The sequence below is a fragment of the Streptomyces sp. NPDC043878 genome (assembly GCF_056435735.1).
Window position 1 is genome coordinate 1 of record NZ_JBWKDW010000007.1, and the last position, 16,295, is coordinate 16,295.

Sequence of the window (16,295 nt, forward strand, 5' to 3'; positions counted from 1 at the left end):
CCCCCCCCCCCCCCCCCCCCCCCCCCCCCCCCCCCCCCCCCCCCCCCCCCCCCCCCCCCCCCCCCCCCCCCCCCCCCCCCCCCCCCCCCCCCCCGAACCCGGCCGGGGCCGCGGCGTGCGCGGCCTGCGCGGGCCACACCGTGCCGCCGGACTCCGCGGTGACCGGCTGCGCCGGCTCGTGGGCGGGCGGCGGCGGCCACTCGGGGTCGACGGGGGAAGAGACATGCTGCTGCCGGGGGTACGCGGTCTGGTCGCCGTGACCCTGGGGGTTCTCGTACTCGCCGCTGCGGCGGAAGCTCTCGGTCATGCAACAGAGCTTGTCCGCCGACCATGAGAGCTTGCTGAGTGCTGCCTGAGAAGCCCGGCAGAACCTCGTATGCCCGATGTAAAGGTGGTTCTCGCAGCTTGGCGGGCCCTCTCAGACAACCCTCAGGAACGGGTGCGGAGTCTCACACACAGCCGCAGGAGCTGCGCGGCACCAGACGCGAGGGGAACACCTTCAGCCGTTCGCGGCGGGAGCCCGGGACCCGCACCCCGTCGTCGAGGACGAGGTCGACCGCCGCCCGCGCCATCGCCGAGCGGTCCGACGCGATCGTGGTCAGCGGCGGGTCCGCCAGGGCGGCTTCCTTGATGTCGTCGAAGCCGGCGACCGCCAGCTCCGCCGGCACCTCGATCCGCAGTTCGCGGGCCGCGCGCAGCACGCCGATCGCCTGGTCGTCGGTGGAGCAGAAGACCGCCGGCGGCCGGTCGGGCCGGGCGAGGAACTCCAGGGCGACCTGGTAGGCGTCGTAGCGGTTGTAGGGGGCCTCGATGAGCCGGCCCTCGGTGGCGAGCCCGGCCTCCTTCATCGCGCGCCGCCAGCCCTCGACGTGGTCGGACACCGGGTCGCCGACCGCCGGGGTCTCCGCGGTGCCGCCCATACAGGCGACGTACTCGTAGCCGTGTTCCAGGAGGTGGCGGACGGCGAGCTGGGCGCCGCCCAGGTCGTCGGTGACGACGGCGACGTCGTCGATGGCCTCGGGCCGCTCGTGCAGGAGGACCAGCCTGGCGTCCCAGGCGTCGATCTCCGCGGCCGCCAGGTCGTTCAGCGCGTGGCTGACGAGGATGAGCCCGGACACCCGCATGCCGAGGAAGGCGCGCAGGTAGTGGACCTCGCGCTCAGCGACGTAGTCGGAGTTGCCGACGAGGACCATCTTTCCGCGCTCGGACGCCGCCTGCTCCACCGCGTGCGCCATCTCACCGAAGAAGGGCTGGCGCGCGTCCGGCACGATCAGGCCTATGAGGTCGGTGCGCCGCGAGGCCATCGCCTGCGCCACCCGGTCCGGCCGGTAGGCCAGTTCCTTGATCGCGGCGAGTACACGCTCGCGCGTGGCCGGTGCGACCGGCCGGGGTCCGTTGTTGATGACATAGCTGACAACGGCAGTGGATGTCCCTGCCAGCCGCGCTACGTCATCCCGAGTCACCTTGGCCACCCGCGGAGTCTACGCGGATGGACCCGCTCTGGGCAGGGCGTAAAGCGGACGGACCGCTCGGGGCGGCCCCGTGGGACCCTCCCCGCGGCTTCCGGTGCGAAAGCCGTGCGAGCCCGGCCCGACCCGAACCGGAGGCCCTGGGGTCCTCCGTCCGGATCCGGCCGGATCAGGCCGGATCCAGCCGAGAGGACCTAGGCCTCGGCGGCCACCTCGGCGGCGTCCAGGGCGGCCGTCTCGTCCGCGTTCTCCGGCTTCGTCCCGGTGGAGGCGGAGGTCTGTCCGGCCGCCGCCTTGGCCTTGGCGTCGTCGCCGCCGCGGTCGCCCTTCTCGGGCGTGACGAAGCGGTACCCGACGTTGCGGACGGTACCGATCAGCGACTCGTGTTCCACGCCGAGCTTGGCGCGCAGCCGCCGTACGTGGACGTCGACGGTCCGGGTGCCGCCGAAGTAGTCGTAGCCCCAGACCTCCTGGAGCAGCTGGGCCCGCGTGAAGACACGGCCGGGGTGCTGCGCGAGGTACTTCAGGAGCTCGAACTCCTTGAAGGTGAGGTCGAGGACCCGGCCCTTGAGCTTGGCCGAGTACGTCGCCTCGTCCACCGACAGGTCACCGTTGCGGATCTCCATCGGGGAGTCGTCGTTGACGATCTGCTGCCGGCCCATGGCCAGACGCAGCCGCGCCTCGACCTCGGCCGGTCCCGCGGTGTCGAGAAGGACGTCGTCGATGCCCCAGTCGGCGGTGACGGCGGCGAGGCCGCCCTCGGTGACGACGAGGATGAGTGGGCAGCCGGGTCCGGTGGAACGCAGCAGCTGACACAGGCTGCGGACCTGTGGGAGGTCACGGCGGCCGTCGATCAGGATGACGTCGGCACCAGGGGTGTCGACGAGTGCGGGTCCCTCGGCAGGCGCCACGCGCACGTTGTGCAGCAGGAGTCCGAGAGCGGGGAGCACCTCCGTCGAGGGCTGGAGGGCGTTCGTCAGGAGCAGCAGAGAACTCATCGCGCCCCACCTGCCTGGCTCGTCATACGTACGTACACGGTTCGCTCGCCCATAACGTCTGGTTCCTCCTCGGTCCCTGCGAGGACGTTTGCGGCACTGCTTCGCAGCCGTCGTACTGGTGCGGCTCCCGCGCCCCGGGGGCCCGCCGTGCTCTCCGCGGGCCCTGTACACCTGCGGTTTCCCGCTTCGTATACAACGCTTTCCGAAAGCACAAAAGGACCCGGGGGCTACGCTGCCCGAGTCCTCTGCCGAGCAGAATAGCCCACATGAGCACTGGTTCGGCAGGTCATGCGGCACGTTCCACGGATCGTCCGCATGCCGAGACAAGCAGACATACCCGTTTCCGGACGTTTCTGCACACGGTCGACGGGGTGACGATCGATTCCGTATACGACCCGGTCGGGGACGTATACGACGCCTCCGCGCCACCTGCCCGTGACCTGGTGTTCGTCGTCGCGCACGGATTCACCGGCGACGTGGACCGGCCGCACGTTCGCCGGGTGGCGGAGGCGTTCGCGCGGTACGGCGCCGTCGTCACGTTCTCCTTCCGGGGGCACGGGGCGTCCGGCGGGCGGTCGACCGTCGGCGACCGGGAGGTGCTGGACCTCGCGGCCGCGGTGGCCTGGGCACGTGAGCTCGGCCACGCCCGCGTGGTCACCGTCGGCTTCTCGATGGGCGGCTCCGTGGTGCTGCGGCACGCGGCGATGTACCGGCCGGACGGCACGGGAACCGGCGACGCGTACGGCGACGTGCGGGACGCGCACGCGGACGCGGTGGTCTCCGTGAGCGCACCCGCCCGCTGGTACTACCGGGGCACGGCCCCCATGCGCCGGCTGCACTGGCTGGTGACCCGCCCCGCGGGCCGCGTGGTGACCCGCTACGGGCTCCGCACACGGATCCACCACCGGGAATGGGACCCGGTCCCGCTGTCCCCGGTGGAGGCGGTCCCGGGGATCGCCCCCACGCCGTTGCTGATCGTGCACGGCGACAGCGACGGCTACTTCCCGGTGGACCACCCCCGCATGCTGGCGGAGGCCGCCGGTGACCACGGCGAACTCTGGCTGGAACCCGGCATGGGGCACGCCGAACACGCGGCCGCGGACGAACTGCTGGCCCGGATCGGGGACTGGGCCACCGCACAGGCGGGCTAGCCTGATCCTGTCGACTGCCGATGTCGACCGCCGAATCACAGAGGAACGACATGCCAAAGGTCACGGTGCGCTACTGGGCCGCCGCGAAGGCCGCGGCCGGGACCGCCGAGGAGCCGCACGACGCGGCCACGCTCGCCGAGGCGCTCGACGCCGCCCGCGAGCGGCACCCCGGTGAACTCGTGCGGGTCCTGCGGCGCTGCTCGTTCCTCGTCGACGGCGACCCCGTGGGCACCCGCGGACATGAGACGGTACGGCTGACCGACGGCGGCACGGTCGAGGTGCTCCCGCCGTTCGCAGGAGGGTGAGATGACCGACCAGCCGTACGAGGGCGGTGCTCCGTACCAGGGGCACGAGCAGCAGGGACGCCGGCAGCAGGGGCACCGGCCGTACCAGGGGTACGAGGGACAGGAAGGGTACGGCGGGCAGGAGGGGTACGGCGGGCAGGACGGGTACGAGGGCCACGACCCCTACCGGCAGCCGCAGCCGTACCCACAGCAGCCGCAGCCGTGGGGACACCAGCAGGCGGGGCAGCAGGCGTGGCCGGGGCAGCAGCAGCCGCAGGAGGACCCGCAGGCCGCCCAGCAGTACACACAGCAGTGGCAGGGGCAGACCTGGGAGACCCAGATGCACGCGCCGGTCTCCGCGGCCGAGACCTCCTACCTCCCGCCGCAGTCCTACGACCCCGGACCCGTCCCGGCGGCCGACCAGGGCCACCGGTCCGCTCCACCCGCTCCGACCGCTCCCGCCGCGCCGTTCGCGCAACCGGTCGCGCAGTCCTTCCCGCCCGAGGCACCGGCGGCTCCCGGGGCCGCCGGCTACGGTCCCGCCACCGTCGCCGGCAACGCCCGGGTCACCGACGCCCAGCGGGCCCGGCTGGAGGGCCGGTCGCCGGTCATCGAACCCGGCATGCAGCCCGCCGCGCTCACCGCGCTGCTCGGGCTCCTGCTGTCCGGCACGGCCGCCGTCGGCTCGTACGCCCTGCTCGTCCCGCTCGTCCTCCTCCAGGCCCTGACCGCCGCGGGCTGGTTCCGGCTGAACGGCATGTGGCCCGCCCGGCAGGGCATCGCGCTGGCCTTCGCCGGCGCGCTCACCGCCGACGTGGCGCTGCTGGCGGCGGGGCGCGAGAACGGGCCCGCCGCGATCCTCGGCACCCTCGGCGTCTGGGTCCTGCTGACCCTCGTCCTCCAGCTCCGCTCGCACGCCGAGCCCGACGAGCGGATGTACGGCCTGATGGCGACGGTCGTCTCGGCGGCGCTGTCCGTCGTGGCCACCGGGTACCTCGCGGCCGGGCCGGACGCGGTCACGGTCGGCGCGGCCGCGGTGGCGGTCGCCGTCCTGGCCCGCGCCCTGCCGCTGCCCACGCCGGCGTCCGTCGTCGTCGCGGTGCTCGCCGCCGCGGGAGCCGGCATCGCGGCCGGCGGGATGACCGGGCTCGGCGCGAAGGGCGCGGTGCTCGGCGCGGGAGCGGCGGTGTGCGCGCTCATCGGGCACCGGGTGGCGAGCTACGACTACCCCTCGCGGTTCGTGCACTTCACGGCCGGCGTGGCCCTGCCCCTCGCGGCCGCGGCGCCCGCGGTGTGGGTGCTGGGGCGGGCGCTGGGATAGGCGGCACGACGGGGCGGCCGGACCGGATCCACCGGGGCGCCCCGCGCGGCCGGGGCCGCCCGGGAGGTCTGCCGGAAGGCGTCCGGGCGGTGTCCCGGCCCGCGGACCCCCTGTCACAGGTGATCGACAATCTCCCGTTCTCCGTCCACGGCGGGACTAGTCTCGCGCTGGGCGGCCACCCGGTCGTCACGGGCCGACCCGGTGGGGGAAACAGCGCATGCGCGCACTGCGAATACTTCTGATCGTCGTCGTGATCCTGGGCGGCCTCTTCGTGATCGCCGACCGGGTGGCGGTCAACTTCGCGGAGGACAAGGCGGCCGACAGACTCCGGACCACGGAGAACCTGGCCACCACCCCGGACGTCTCCATCAAGGGGTTCCCCTTCCTCACCCAGGCCGCCGACGGCAGGCTGGACGACGTCGAGGTCGGCATCAGGGACTACGAGGCGTCCACCGGCAACGGCGGGGACGACACCATCCGCATCGACGGCCTCAAGGCCGAGATGAGGGGCGTGACGTTCTCCGGCGACTACGGCTCCGCCACCGCGGCCACCGCCACCGGCACCGCGACCCTCGGCTACGCCACGCTGCTCAAGGCGGCGGCCAAGGCCGAGCCCGGTCAGGTGGCGCCCGGCGTCACCGCGCAGATCGTGGGCCTGTCGGACGGCGGGAACGGCAAGATCAAGGTCGAGCTCGACGCGACCGTCCTCGGCGCGAAGCTGCCCCGCACGGTCTCCGTCCTCAGCTCGGTCACGGTCGTCGACGGCGACACCGTGAAGGTGCACGCCGACTCGCTGCCGGACCTCGGCATCGACCTCGCCGAGACCCGGATCCGCTCGGTCACCGACTTCCGGCAGACCATCGACGGGCTGCCCGGCGGAATCCGCCTCGACCAGGTGCGGGCCGCGCCGGAGGGTGTGAAGATCTCGGTGAAGGGTTCGAACGTCCGGCTGGCCGGGTAGGACGACGGTCGGCGTGACCGACGTGTCCGACCTGTGAGACGACGTCGTCCGCACCGCAGATGTGCCACCCCCGACACCCGCCCGCAGACCCCGCGCACCCAGCCCGATCCCCACAGTCGTCTCACATCCCGGACGATCGCATCTCAAAATACGACACGGCGGTGACATGTCCCGCTGTCCGTCCCTACGATCGACGCATGAAGCGACAGGCGGATCTCACGAAGCGGCGGGCAGTAGACCTGTGCCGCGTCGCCGCCATGCTCTGTCGCGCCTTCTGAGCGGAGGCGTTCGCCTTCCGCGTTCCCCGCGCCCTCTGACGGGCGCCGTGCGCTGCCCTCGCGCCGCGAGCGCGCGCACCTCTCTCACCGCACGCCCCGCCGTAACTGCCCCGGAGGAGAAAGAGCATGAGCCGCAGCGACGTCCTGGTGGATGCCGACTGGGTCCAGGACCACCTGGACGACCCGAGCATCGCCATCGTCGAGGTGGACGAGGACACGTCCGCCTACGAGAAGAACCACATCAGGAACGCGATCCGGATCGACTGGACGCAGGACCTCCAGGACCCGGTCCGCCGTGACTTCGTCGACCAGGCAGGCTTCGAGAAGCTCCTGTCCGCCAAGGGCATCGCCAACGACACGCTGGTGATCCTCTACGGCGGCAACAACAACTGGTTCGCGTCCTACGCCTACTGGTACTTCAAGCTCTACGGCCACGACAACGTCAAGCTCCTCGACGGCGGCCGCAAGAAGTGGGAGCTCGACGCCCGCGAACTGGTCGAGGACGTACCCGAGCGTGCCACGACCGACTACACGGCGAAGCCGCAGAACAAGGCCATCCGCGCCTTCCGCGACGACGTCATCGCCGCGATCGGCGAGCAGAACCTGGTCGACGTCCGTTCGCCCGACGAGTTCTCCGGCAAGCTGCTCGCCCCCGCCCACCTGCCGCAGGAGCAGTCGCAGCGTCCGGGCCACGTCCCGTCCGCGCGCAACATCCCGTGGTCGAAGAACGCCAACGACGACGGCACCTTCAAGTCGGACGACGAGCTCAAGGAGCTCTACGCCGACGAGCGGGTCGACCTGGCGAAGGACACCATCGCCTACTGCCGCATCGGTGAGCGCTCCGCGCTGACCTGGTTCGTGCTCCACGAGCTGCTCGGCGTGCCGAACGTCAAGAACTACGACGGCTCCTGGACCGAGTACGGCTCCCTCGTCGGCGTGCCGATCGAGCTCGGCGCCAACAAGTAAGTCACCCGACCGACCTTTCAAGACCTCTACAGGAGTACGACATGTGCGGAGCGAAGGCCGGCGGCCCGGACGCCTCGACGATCAAGCCCGGTGAGACCACCATCCAGGGTCAGGTGACCCGCGACGGCGAGCCGGTGACCGGTTACGTCCGGCTGCTGGACTCGACCGGCGAGTTCACCGCGGAGGTCCCGACCTCCGCGACGGGCCAGTTCCGCTTCTACGCGGCCGAGGGCACCTGGACCGTGCGCGCCCTCGTCCCCGGCGGCACCGCCGACCGCACCGTCGTCGCCCAGCAGGGCGGCCTCGCGGAGGTCGCGATCGCGGTCTGATCCACACCAGGCGACCGAAGGGCCGCACCCCGGTCTCCGTACACCGGGGTGCGGCCTTCGCACGCCCCCGAACCCGTGCCGGTCCTACCCTGGAGTCATGTACGCCCGACGACGGCACGCCTACTTCGTGATGATGGGCATCTGCATCGCGCTGTTCGTGTCGGCCTGGGGGATCGTGCGCATCTGGTCGGTCCCGGCGGCCGTCGGGATGTGCCTGGTCGCCATGGTGATCCCCCCGGTCGCCGCGATGGTCGCCAACCGGCGCGGCCCCGAGGACCGCTGGTGGGACGCCCCCTCCGGCGACCCCGGGTCCGACGACTGGTGGGACGAACTGGACGGGAGGAAACGGCGGCGGTGACACCGCCCCACCCGCCGCCCGCTCAGTACACCAGCGCCTGCGTCCCGTCCTCCGTCGCCTCCTGCACGAAGACCTGCGCGCCCGCGATCCGGACGCCCTCGATGACGTCCTGCTCCGTGATGTCGCGGCGGGCCGCGCACTGGGTGCACAACGTGATCCGGCCGGCCGCCAGCACCGAGTCGAGCAGGTCGGGCAGCGGCGCGGCGTGCGGCAGCTCGAACTCCGCGGCCCTCCCCGGCAGCGCGAACCACGCGGACTCGCCGGTCAGCCACAGCGAGACGTCCACCCCACTGGCCACGGCCACCGCCGCCACCGTGAACGCCTGAGAACAGCGCTCGGGGGCGTCGGCCCCCGCGGTCACCTTGATCACGAGCTTCTTCGCCATGACCGAATCGTAGTCACCGCCCTCACGACTCCGGTCTTCACCATGAGCGGCCCGAGCCCACCGCGGGGGTCGCGGCGCCGCATCCGCACCTCGCAGAGAGCGCCGGGTCCCACCCGACTAGAGTGGGGTCCGGCTCTTGTACCGCCCACCCCGCTCACCAAGGAGCACCCGTGCTTGAGGCTTTCTACGAAGTCCTGCTGGTTCTGGTCTGCGTCGGCGTCCTCGCCTTCGCCGGACTGACCGTGAAGAAGCTGTACCAGGGCCAGCGCTGACCTCCGTCTAGGAACTGCCGATCATGATCGAGATCCCGTCCGACCTCCACCGGGACCTGGTCCCGCTCGCCTTCCTGCTCGGAACCTGGGCCGGCGCCGGCGTGCACGACTTCCCCGGCTCCGAGAAGTGCAACTTCGGGCAGGAGGTCGAATTCGCGCACGACGGCCGGGACTTCCTGGAGTACCGCTCCCACGCATGGGTGCTGGACAACGACGGGAACAAGGTCCGGCCGCTGGAGTCCGAGTCCGGCTTCTGGCGCATCGACGCCGACCGCAAGGTCGAGGTCACGATGACCCGCGACGACGGCGTCGTCGAGATCTGGTACGGCGAGCTGGCACACCAGAAGCCGCAGATCGACCTGGTCACGGACGCCGTCGCGCGTACCGCCGCCTCGGGCCCGTACACCGGCGGCAAGCGCCTGTACGGCTACGTCAAGAGCGACCTCATGTGGGTCGGCGAGAAGCAGACCCCCGACGTCGAGCTGCGCCCCTACATGTCCGCCCACCTGAAGAAGGTCGTCACCCCCGACGACGTCGAACGCTGGGCGAAGGCCCTCCCGGACGACATGCCGGACGACGGGATCGCTTTCTTCAAGTAGTCCTAGACTCTCTGGTGTGGTGAGCACCGACTGGAAGAGTGACCTCAGGCAGCGCGGCTACCGGCTGACGCCGCAGCGGCAGCTCGTGCTGGAAGCCGTGGACACCCTCGAGCACGCGACCCCCGACGACATCCTCGTGGAAGTACGGAAGACGGCGTCGGGGGTCAACATCTCCACGGTGTACCGGACCCTGGAGCTCCTGGAGGAGCTCGGGCTGGTCAGCCACGCGCATCTGGGCCACGGCGCGCCGACGTACCACCTGGCCGACCGGCACCACCACATCCACCTGGTCTGCCGGGACTGCACGAACGTGATCGAGGCCGACATCGCGGTGGCCGCCGGCTTCACGGCCACCCTGCGGGAGACCTTCGGCTTCGAGACGGACATGAAGCACTTCGCGATCTTCGGCCGCTGCCGGGAATGCCAGCTCAAAAGTTCAACTTCCAAGAGTTCAAGTACCGGGTCGTAGGCTTGGTCGTATGAAGAGCCCTCTGCTGTCCCTGCCCGGCGCCGTTCCCGCCGAGGGCGTGGACGAAGACGTCGCCGCCCACTACGGCGACCTGTTCCGCGAGCAGCGCGCCCTCGCCGAAGGCGCCGGCTTCGTCGACCTCTCGCACCGCGGAGTCGTCGCCGTCACCGGTGACGACCGGCTGAGCTGGCTGCACCTGCTGCTCACCCAGCACGTGAGCGAACTGCCCACCGGCGAGGCCACCGAGGCGCTGATCCTCTCCGCGAACGGCCACATCGAGCACGCGCTGTACCTCGTCGACGACGGCGACACCGTCTGGGCGCACGTCGAGCCCGGCACCCAGGACGCGCTGATCGCGTACCTGGAGTCGATGAAGTTCTTCTACCGCGTCGAAGTCGCCGACCGCACCGCCGAGTTCGCCGTCGTGCACCTGCCGGCCGGTTCGATCGCGGAGGTGCCCGAGGACGCCGTCGTCCGCGAGACGCCCTACGGCCGTGACCTCTTCCTGCCGCGCTCCGGCCTGGAGGCGTTCGCCGCGCAGGCCGGTCCGCCGGCCGGGATCCTGGCGTACGAGGCGTTCCGCGTCGAGCAGCACCGCCCCCGCCTCGGCTTCGAGACCGACCACCGCACCATCCCGCACGAGCTGGGCTGGATCGCCACGGCGGTCCATCTCCAGAAGGGCTGCTACCGGGGGCAGGAGACGGTCGCCCGCGTCCAGAACCTGGGCAAGCCCCCGCGCCGGCTCGTCTTCCTCCACCTGGACGGCAGCGAGGTCCACCTGCCGGCGGCGGGCACGGAACTGCGGCGCGCGGACGAGGGCCCCGACGGCCGCAAGGTCGGCTTCATCACGACGTCCGCCCGGCACCACGAGCTCGGTCCGGTCGCCCTCGCGCTGGTCAAGCGGAACGTCCCGGTGGACGCGCCGCTCGTCGCGGACAGCACGGCCGCCGCCCAGGAAGTCGTCGTGGAGCCGTAGGGGCAGGCGGCCGCGCCCAGGAAACGCGGAAGCCGTCCGGCCCCCGGCGTCCATGCGCGCCCCCGGCGGTCACATCTCGATCAGGACGGTGAACGGGCCGTCGTTCGTCAGCGAGACCCTCATCCGCGCGCCGAACCGGCCCGTCGCCACCGTCGCGCCCAGTGCGCGGAGCTGCGCGACGACCTCGTCGACCAGCGGCTCGGCGACCTCGCCCGGCGCCGCCGCGTTCCAGGTGGGGCGGCGGCCCTTGCGGGCGTCGCCGTACAGCGTGAACTGGCTGACGACCAGCAGCGGGGCGTCGATGTCGGAGCACGACCTCTCCTCTGCCAGCATCCGGACGGACCAGAGTTTGCGGGCCAGTTGGGCCGCCTTTTCCTTGGTGTCCTCGTGGGTCACCCCGACCAGGACGCACAGCCCCTCGCCCTCGATCGACCCGACCGTCTCGCCGTCCACGACGACGCTCGCGCCATCCACCCTCTGCACCACCGCACGCATGGCGACCATCATGCCGTGCTGCCCCCCACGGCTCGTACGGGGGCTTCTTTACCACTCGTACCCGTCCATCTGGGGCCGATCGGGGGCACTCGGTCACATAGCGGCCACCTGGGGTGGCACGATGCTTCCACACTCCGGTCGAGGGGACGGTTGAGGCACATGAGCACACCGAGTACCGGGCGGCCGCCTGGGGCTGTCTCGTTGACCCGCGCGGGAGAGGTTCGCGCGGGAGAGGTCGTCGGCGACCTCCAGACGCTCCGGCCGCCCGTCCAGCGCACCGACAGCGCGCTGCCGACGGCTGATTCCGACGAGCACGACCTGACCCCGCTCAGCCTGCCCGAACTGCGCACCCTGCGCCGGGAGGCCCAGCGGGACGAGGCCGACCTCAGCTACGTACGACGGCTGCTCCAGGGCCGTATCGACATCCTGCGGGCCGAACTCACCCGGCGCGGACCCGCCTCCGTCCCGGACACCGAGGAGGGCTCCCTGATGGAGCGGCTCCCGCAGATCCTGACCGACGCCCCGGCCCGGCACCGCTCCTCCGCCCGCCATGTGACGCTGGGCACCCCGTACAGCGAGGAGTACCGGCTGCTCGCCGCCGAGACGCTCGCCGAGGTCGAGCTCTCCGACCTGGCCGCCCGCACCGACCTGGAGCTGCACACGGCGATGGGCCGGCTCGTGCGGTACGAGCAGCAGGCGTCCCGGCGCCGGCAGCGGTTGCAGCGTACGGCCGACGACTGCGGGGCGGAGATCACCCGCAGGTACCGTGAAGGGGAAGCACAAGTCGACGACCTGCTCGTGTGAGGCGACGGCCCGGCGATCCCGGGCCCCTTCCGGGGCGGGTCCCGCGTACCGGCCCGGTCCACGGGGCGGGTCCCGCAGGCCGGCCCCTTCCCGGTGGCGGCGGGAACCGGCCCCTTCCGGGTCGGGCGCCGAGCACCGGAAGGTCACCGCCGATGTCCGTCCCCGCCCCCTCGACCCCGTCCGCCCTCGTCCCCGACTTCGCGCCCGTCCTCGCCGAGGTCGTGCGCTCCGGGTTCGTCGAGGGGCGGCATCGCGGCAGCCTCGTCGTGCTGGACGCGGACGGAGCCGTCGAGCTGGCGCTCGGTGACGTGACCTCGCCGGTCTTCCCCCGCTCCTCCAACAAGCCGATGCAGGCGGCGGGCGTGCTGCGGGCCGGCCTGGAGCTGACCGGCGAACGGCTGGCGCTGGCCGCCGCGAGCCACTCCGGCGAGCTCTTCCACCGCGACCTCGTCCAGAAGATGCTGGCCGAACACGGCCTGACCGCCGACCGGTTGCGGTGCCCGCCCGACCTCCCCCTGGACGAGGTGGAACGCGAGACCTACCTGGCGTCGGGCGCCGTCCGCGACCGGGTGACGATGAACTGCTCGGGCAAGCACACCGCGATGCTGGCCGCCTGCGCGCTGCGCGGCTGGCCGCTCGACTCCTACCTCGACCCGGCGCACCCGCTCCAGCGGATCGTTCACGACGTGGTGGAGGAAGCGGCGGGCGAACCGGTCGCGGCCGTCGGCACGGACGGGTGCGGCGCGCCCCTGATGGCGATCGGCCTGACCGGCCTGGCCCGCGCCTTCCGCGCCTTCGTCCTCGCCGTCCCCGGCACCGCCGAACGCCGGGTCGCCGACGCCATGCGCGCCCACCCCGAGTACGTCGCCGGCACCCGCCGCCCCGACACCTGGCTGATGCGCGAGCTCCCCGGCGCGCTGTCCAAGATGGGCGCGGAGGCGGTCCAGGCGGTCGCCCTGCCGGACGGCCGGGCACTCGCCTTCAAGATCGAGGACGGCGCCGGCCGGGCGCTGGGCCCGGTCCTCGCCCGCACCCTGACCCTCATGGGCGTGGACAGCCCGGTGCTGGCCCGCATCGGCCGGGCACCGCTGACGGGCGGGGAGCGGGAGGTGGGGGAGATCAGGGCGGTGTTCTGAGCGGCGGTCACTCGGCGAGGGTCGTGCGGCGGGGTCACCCGGCAAGGGGCGGCGGGATCGGCGGGTTCGGGGTGGATCAGGGCGCCGTATGCGGGTGGCGCACTCGGTGAGCGTTCCCGCCGGGGGCGCGGGGTTGGGCGGTCGCGGGCCGCTTCCGGAGCGGCCCGGCGAGGTCCCCGCCCCCGCGCGGGGGGGCGGCGAAATCCCCGCGACACCCATCCCCCGTCCACCTACCGTGACCTCATGAGCAGCCGCCGCCCCGACATCGACGTACGTCCGATCACCGAGAACGAGTTCCCCGACTGGCTCCGCGCGGTGAACACCGGGTTCCTCCGCCCGCCGACCCCGTCCGGCACCGAGCTGGCGGCCCGCCGGGCCCAGTTCACCCCGGGCCGCTACCTGGGCGCCTTCGACGGCGACCGCTGTGTGGCGACCTTCAAGTCCTTCGCGCAGGAACTCACGGCGGTGGGCGGCGCCCCGGTCCCGGCCGACGCCGTCACGGGTGTCACGGTCACCGCCACACACCGCCGCCGCGGCCTGCTCACCCGCATGATGGCGCAGGACCTGGCGGCCGCGAAGGAGCGTGGGGACGTCGTGGCGACCCTGATCGCCGCGGAGTACCCGATCTACGGCCGCTACGGCTTCGGCCCCGCCACCTCGATGAGCGAGTGGACCGTCGACGTGCCGCGTACCGGCCTGGACCGCCACCGTCCGGTCCCGGAGGACGGCGGCCGTATCGATCTCGTCGAGGCGGAGGACGTCCGCAAGCTCGGCCCCGACCTGCACGAGCGGCTGCGCCGGACGCAGCCGGGCGCGGTCAGCCGCGACGAGGTGTGGTGGCGGGTCAACACCGGCGCCCTGCGCTACGGCTCCTCGTGGACCGAGCCCTTCTACGCCGTGTACCGCTCGGCGTCCGGCGAGGTCGAGGGGCTGGTCTCGTACGAGTCGGACGACAACTGGCACGACAAGCGGCCGCACAACACGGCTGAGGTGAACTGGCTGATCGCCTCGACGCCGGCCGGTGAACGCGCGCTGTGGCACCACCTGTGCTCGATCGACTGGATCACGCAGGTCAAGAGCGGCTGGCGCGGCCCCGACGACCTCCTCCCGCTGTACCTGCCGGACCCGAGGGCGGCCAGGATCACCACGCTGTCGGACTGGCTGTGGGTGCGGATTCTCGACGTCGTACGGGCCCTGGAGGCGCGGACCTACGACCGCGCGGGCTCCCTGGTGCTGGAGGTCGCCGACCGGGCCGGGCTGGCCGGCGGCCGCTTCCTGCTGGAGGCGTCGGCGCGGGGCGCGAGCTGCACGCCCACCACGCGGGACGCGGAACTGGCCCTCGACGTGGCCGACCTGGCGTCCCTGTGGCTGGGTGACGAGTCGACGCTGCGGCTGGCGGCGCTGGGCCGGGTCCGGGAAGAACGAGCGGGCGCCGCCCGTGAGGCCGACGCCCTGCTGCGGACGTCCGGGCGACCGTGGTGCCCGGACATGTTCTGAACGCTCCTCGGTGTCGGCGACGGGGTGGTGCTGATCCGATCGGTTGATCCATCCGTAGCTGTGCTGCTGTGCTGCCGTTCTGGTACTGCCGATGGTGTTGTTCGGTTGTGGCTGTTCGGTTGTGGCTGTTCCCGCGCACGCTCCGCGTGCGCGCTGTATGGAGTTGTGGCTGGTCCTCGGTGTTCAGTTGTGGCTGGGCGGTGTCGCGGACCGGTCGGACTCCCGGCTCCCCTCCGGAAGGGAGAACGATCGGCCAACCTTGGGAACATGTGACCATGTTGCTCAAGTTGGCGACCAACTCAACTGTACTTATCTCCGCTTGGACGCGTCTCATAACCACCTTCCGCTGAACTGCCTGAAGATGGCGAGAAGTTGTACTGTTTGGGCGTGGACCCGAAACACGCCTCCGTCAAGGGAGGGTCGAGGTCGCAGCGGCCACAGAGAACACCCCACGAGGTGGCCGACGAGCTGCGCGCCCGGATCAGGTCCGGTGCGCTGCGGCCGGGCGAGCGCATGCCCACGCAGGCCAGGCTGGCCGACGAGTTCGGCGTGGAGCGCGGCGCCGTACGCGAGGCGCTGCGCATTCTGCAGGCGGAGCGCCTGCTGACCAACGTGTCCAAGGGCAGCCCGGCCACGGTCGCGCCCGATCTGGGCCTGGACAGACTCCGGACCGGCCCGGCAGCTCCGCCGCTGCCCACCACCGTGGCCCTCGCGCCCCGCATAGCGACCGCCTTCGCGTCCCCGCACGTCGAGATCGACGCCCTGTGTCTGACCTCGGTGTCCCTCACGCTCGCGATCGGCGAACCGTTGCGCCGCATCCACGCCGGAGAGCTGAATCCGGCCAAGATCGACGTGCGACTCCTGCTGCCGAGCCGGGACATCGAGCTCGCCTTCCCGACCCCGGTGGACGCCTCGGCCGACGGCCGGCTGCAACGGCGCTGGCTGGCCCAGCGCAACGCCCAGGGGCAGGTGCTCCGGCACAACCTGCTGGCGCTGCGGGCCACGCACGGCATCGACGTGCGCGTGACCTTCCGCGCCCTGCCCTTCACCCCGCCGGTGAAGCTGTACCTGCTCAACGGCTCCGAGGCGCTCTTCGCGTACTACACGCTCTCGCGGCGCGCGGAGGAGATCGACCACGAGCACCTGGAGCTGTACGACGCCGAGGGCACCCAGTCGATGCTGTTCGCGTTCGAGCAGGGCGCCGGGCTGCGCGACACGACGTTCGTGGAACAGTCGCACCTGTGGTTCAACGCACTGTGGGAGACGATCAGTTCGGAGCTCGTGCTCACGAACTGACCGCCTCCCACGAAGGCTGACCAGGTGACTTCTGCCTCACAGGGCGGGCCCCGCGAGGAGGAGGGCGAGCACCACGGCCCCGGCGGAGCTGACGGCCGGGCTGTTGGCCTTGATGCCGACGGTGAGCAGCAGCAGGCCGACGGCGCCGGTGACTCCGTACTTCACCTGGACGGTCTGCTCGATGCCGACGACGAGGACGGCGGAGAGAAGGGCGAGGACAGGCATGAGGGGGTTCCTCCTTCGGGCTTCCG

At 72.0% G+C, this 16,295-nt stretch carries 19 protein-coding genes; 14 read left to right on the plus strand and 5 right to left on the minus strand.

The window, feature by feature from the left end; all coding sequences use genetic code 11:
- Positions 1-449: 449 nt before the first annotated feature.
- On the minus strand, positions 450-1,472 hold the full coding sequence (locus AC07AZ_RS11755; RefSeq protein WP_478846394.1) for a LacI family DNA-binding transcriptional regulator: 1,023 nt from the start codon (positions 1,470-1,472) through the stop codon (positions 450-452).
- 191 nt (positions 1,473-1,663) lie between these two features.
- On the minus strand, positions 1,664-2,467 hold the full coding sequence (locus AC07AZ_RS11760) for a response regulator transcription factor (protein ID WP_478846396.1): 804 nt from the start codon (positions 2,465-2,467) through the stop codon (positions 1,664-1,666).
- 266 nt (positions 2,468-2,733) lie between these two features.
- Here AC07AZ_RS11760 and AC07AZ_RS11765 point away from each other — a divergent pair, with 266 nt between their 5' ends.
- The 7 genes from AC07AZ_RS11765 (at position 2,734) to AC07AZ_RS11795 (ending at position 8,115) form a co-directional block, all read left to right on the plus strand.
- Positions 2,734-3,618, plus strand: coding sequence for an alpha/beta hydrolase (locus AC07AZ_RS11765; protein WP_478846398.1), 885 nt, complete (start codon positions 2,734-2,736; stop codon positions 3,616-3,618).
- A gap of 50 nt (positions 3,619-3,668) precedes the next feature.
- Positions 3,669-3,923 (plus strand): MoaD/ThiS family protein, encoded by a 255-nt coding sequence (locus AC07AZ_RS11770; RefSeq protein ID WP_478846400.1) that lies wholly within the window; start codon positions 3,669-3,671, stop codon positions 3,921-3,923.
- Between the two features lies 1 nt (position 3,924).
- A complete protein-coding gene (locus tag AC07AZ_RS11775; RefSeq protein ID WP_478846402.1) occupies positions 3,925-5,223 on the plus strand; it encodes a hypothetical protein in 1,299 nt (432 codons plus the stop codon).
- A 217-nt stretch (positions 5,224-5,440) separates the two neighbouring features.
- Positions 5,441-6,184: an LmeA family phospholipid-binding protein gene (locus AC07AZ_RS11780; protein ID WP_478846404.1), complete on the plus strand. Its 744-nt coding sequence runs from the start codon at positions 5,441-5,443 to the stop codon at positions 6,182-6,184.
- Between the two features lie 404 nt (positions 6,185-6,588).
- Positions 6,589-7,428 carry a sulfurtransferase gene (locus AC07AZ_RS11785; protein ID WP_478846406.1) on the plus strand — a complete coding sequence of 280 codons (840 nt, stop codon included), beginning with the start codon at positions 6,589-6,591 and terminating at the stop codon, positions 7,426-7,428.
- 41 nt (positions 7,429-7,469) lie between these two features.
- Complete coding sequence (locus tag AC07AZ_RS11790; RefSeq protein WP_004986406.1) at positions 7,470-7,757, plus strand: DUF1416 domain-containing protein; 288 nt, start codon at positions 7,470-7,472, stop codon at positions 7,755-7,757.
- 97 nt (positions 7,758-7,854) lie between these two features.
- Positions 7,855-8,115: a DUF3099 domain-containing protein gene (locus AC07AZ_RS11795; protein ID WP_478846408.1), complete on the plus strand. Its 261-nt coding sequence runs from the start codon at positions 7,855-7,857 to the stop codon at positions 8,113-8,115.
- A 22-nt stretch (positions 8,116-8,137) separates the two neighbouring features.
- Here AC07AZ_RS11795 and AC07AZ_RS11800 read toward each other — a convergent pair whose 3' ends face one another.
- Positions 8,138-8,500: a DsrE family protein gene (locus tag AC07AZ_RS11800; RefSeq protein WP_478846410.1), complete on the minus strand. Its 363-nt coding sequence runs from the start codon at positions 8,498-8,500 to the stop codon at positions 8,138-8,140.
- A 295-nt stretch (positions 8,501-8,795) separates the two neighbouring features.
- Between AC07AZ_RS11800 and AC07AZ_RS11805 the strand changes: the two genes are divergently transcribed.
- From AC07AZ_RS11805 to ygfZ, 3 genes are read left to right on the plus strand one after another with little or no spacing between them, the layout of a single operon-like run.
- A complete protein-coding gene (locus tag AC07AZ_RS11805) occupies positions 8,796-9,371 on the plus strand; it encodes a heme-binding beta-barrel domain-containing protein (RefSeq protein ID WP_478846412.1) in 576 nt (191 codons plus the stop codon).
- Positions 9,372-9,387: 16 nt separating this feature from the next.
- The gene (locus AC07AZ_RS11810) at positions 9,388-9,840 is read left to right on the plus strand and encodes a Fur family transcriptional regulator (protein WP_478846414.1); all 453 of its coding nucleotides are present in this window, start codon (positions 9,388-9,390) and stop codon (positions 9,838-9,840) included.
- Between the two features lie 10 nt (positions 9,841-9,850).
- Positions 9,851-10,816: a CAF17-like 4Fe-4S cluster assembly/insertion protein YgfZ gene (ygfZ, locus tag AC07AZ_RS11815; RefSeq protein ID WP_478846416.1), complete on the plus strand. Its 966-nt coding sequence runs from the start codon at positions 9,851-9,853 to the stop codon at positions 10,814-10,816.
- A 69-nt stretch (positions 10,817-10,885) separates the two neighbouring features.
- Here ygfZ and dtd read toward each other — a convergent pair whose 3' ends face one another.
- Positions 10,886-11,311, minus strand: a complete 426-nt coding sequence (gene dtd / locus AC07AZ_RS11820) for a D-aminoacyl-tRNA deacylase (RefSeq protein ID WP_478846418.1) — start codon at positions 11,309-11,311, stop codon at positions 10,886-10,888.
- A 159-nt stretch (positions 11,312-11,470) separates the two neighbouring features.
- Between dtd and AC07AZ_RS11825 the strand changes: the two genes are divergently transcribed.
- From AC07AZ_RS11825 to AC07AZ_RS11840, 4 genes are all read left to right on the plus strand, one after another.
- Positions 11,471-12,115 carry an RsiG family protein gene (locus AC07AZ_RS11825; protein ID WP_478846420.1) on the plus strand — a complete coding sequence of 215 codons (645 nt, stop codon included), beginning with the start codon at positions 11,471-11,473 and terminating at the stop codon, positions 12,113-12,115.
- A 152-nt stretch (positions 12,116-12,267) separates the two neighbouring features.
- Positions 12,268-13,251, plus strand: a complete 984-nt coding sequence (locus AC07AZ_RS11830; protein WP_478846422.1) for an asparaginase — start codon at positions 12,268-12,270, stop codon at positions 13,249-13,251.
- A gap of 243 nt (positions 13,252-13,494) precedes the next feature.
- Entirely contained in the window at positions 13,495-14,748 is a 1,254-nt protein-coding gene (locus tag AC07AZ_RS11835; RefSeq protein ID WP_478846424.1) for a GNAT family N-acetyltransferase, read from the plus strand.
- A 381-nt stretch (positions 14,749-15,129) separates the two neighbouring features.
- Positions 15,130-16,044, plus strand: coding sequence for a winged helix-turn-helix domain-containing protein (locus AC07AZ_RS11840; protein WP_478846426.1), 915 nt, complete (start codon positions 15,130-15,132; stop codon positions 16,042-16,044).
- A gap of 36 nt (positions 16,045-16,080) precedes the next feature.
- Here the strand turns inward: AC07AZ_RS11840 and AC07AZ_RS11845 are convergent, their stop codons facing one another.
- On the minus strand, positions 16,081-16,269 hold the full coding sequence (locus tag AC07AZ_RS11845; protein ID WP_478846428.1) for a hypothetical protein: 189 nt from the start codon (positions 16,267-16,269) through the stop codon (positions 16,081-16,083).
- Positions 16,270-16,295: the final 26 nt, after the last annotated feature.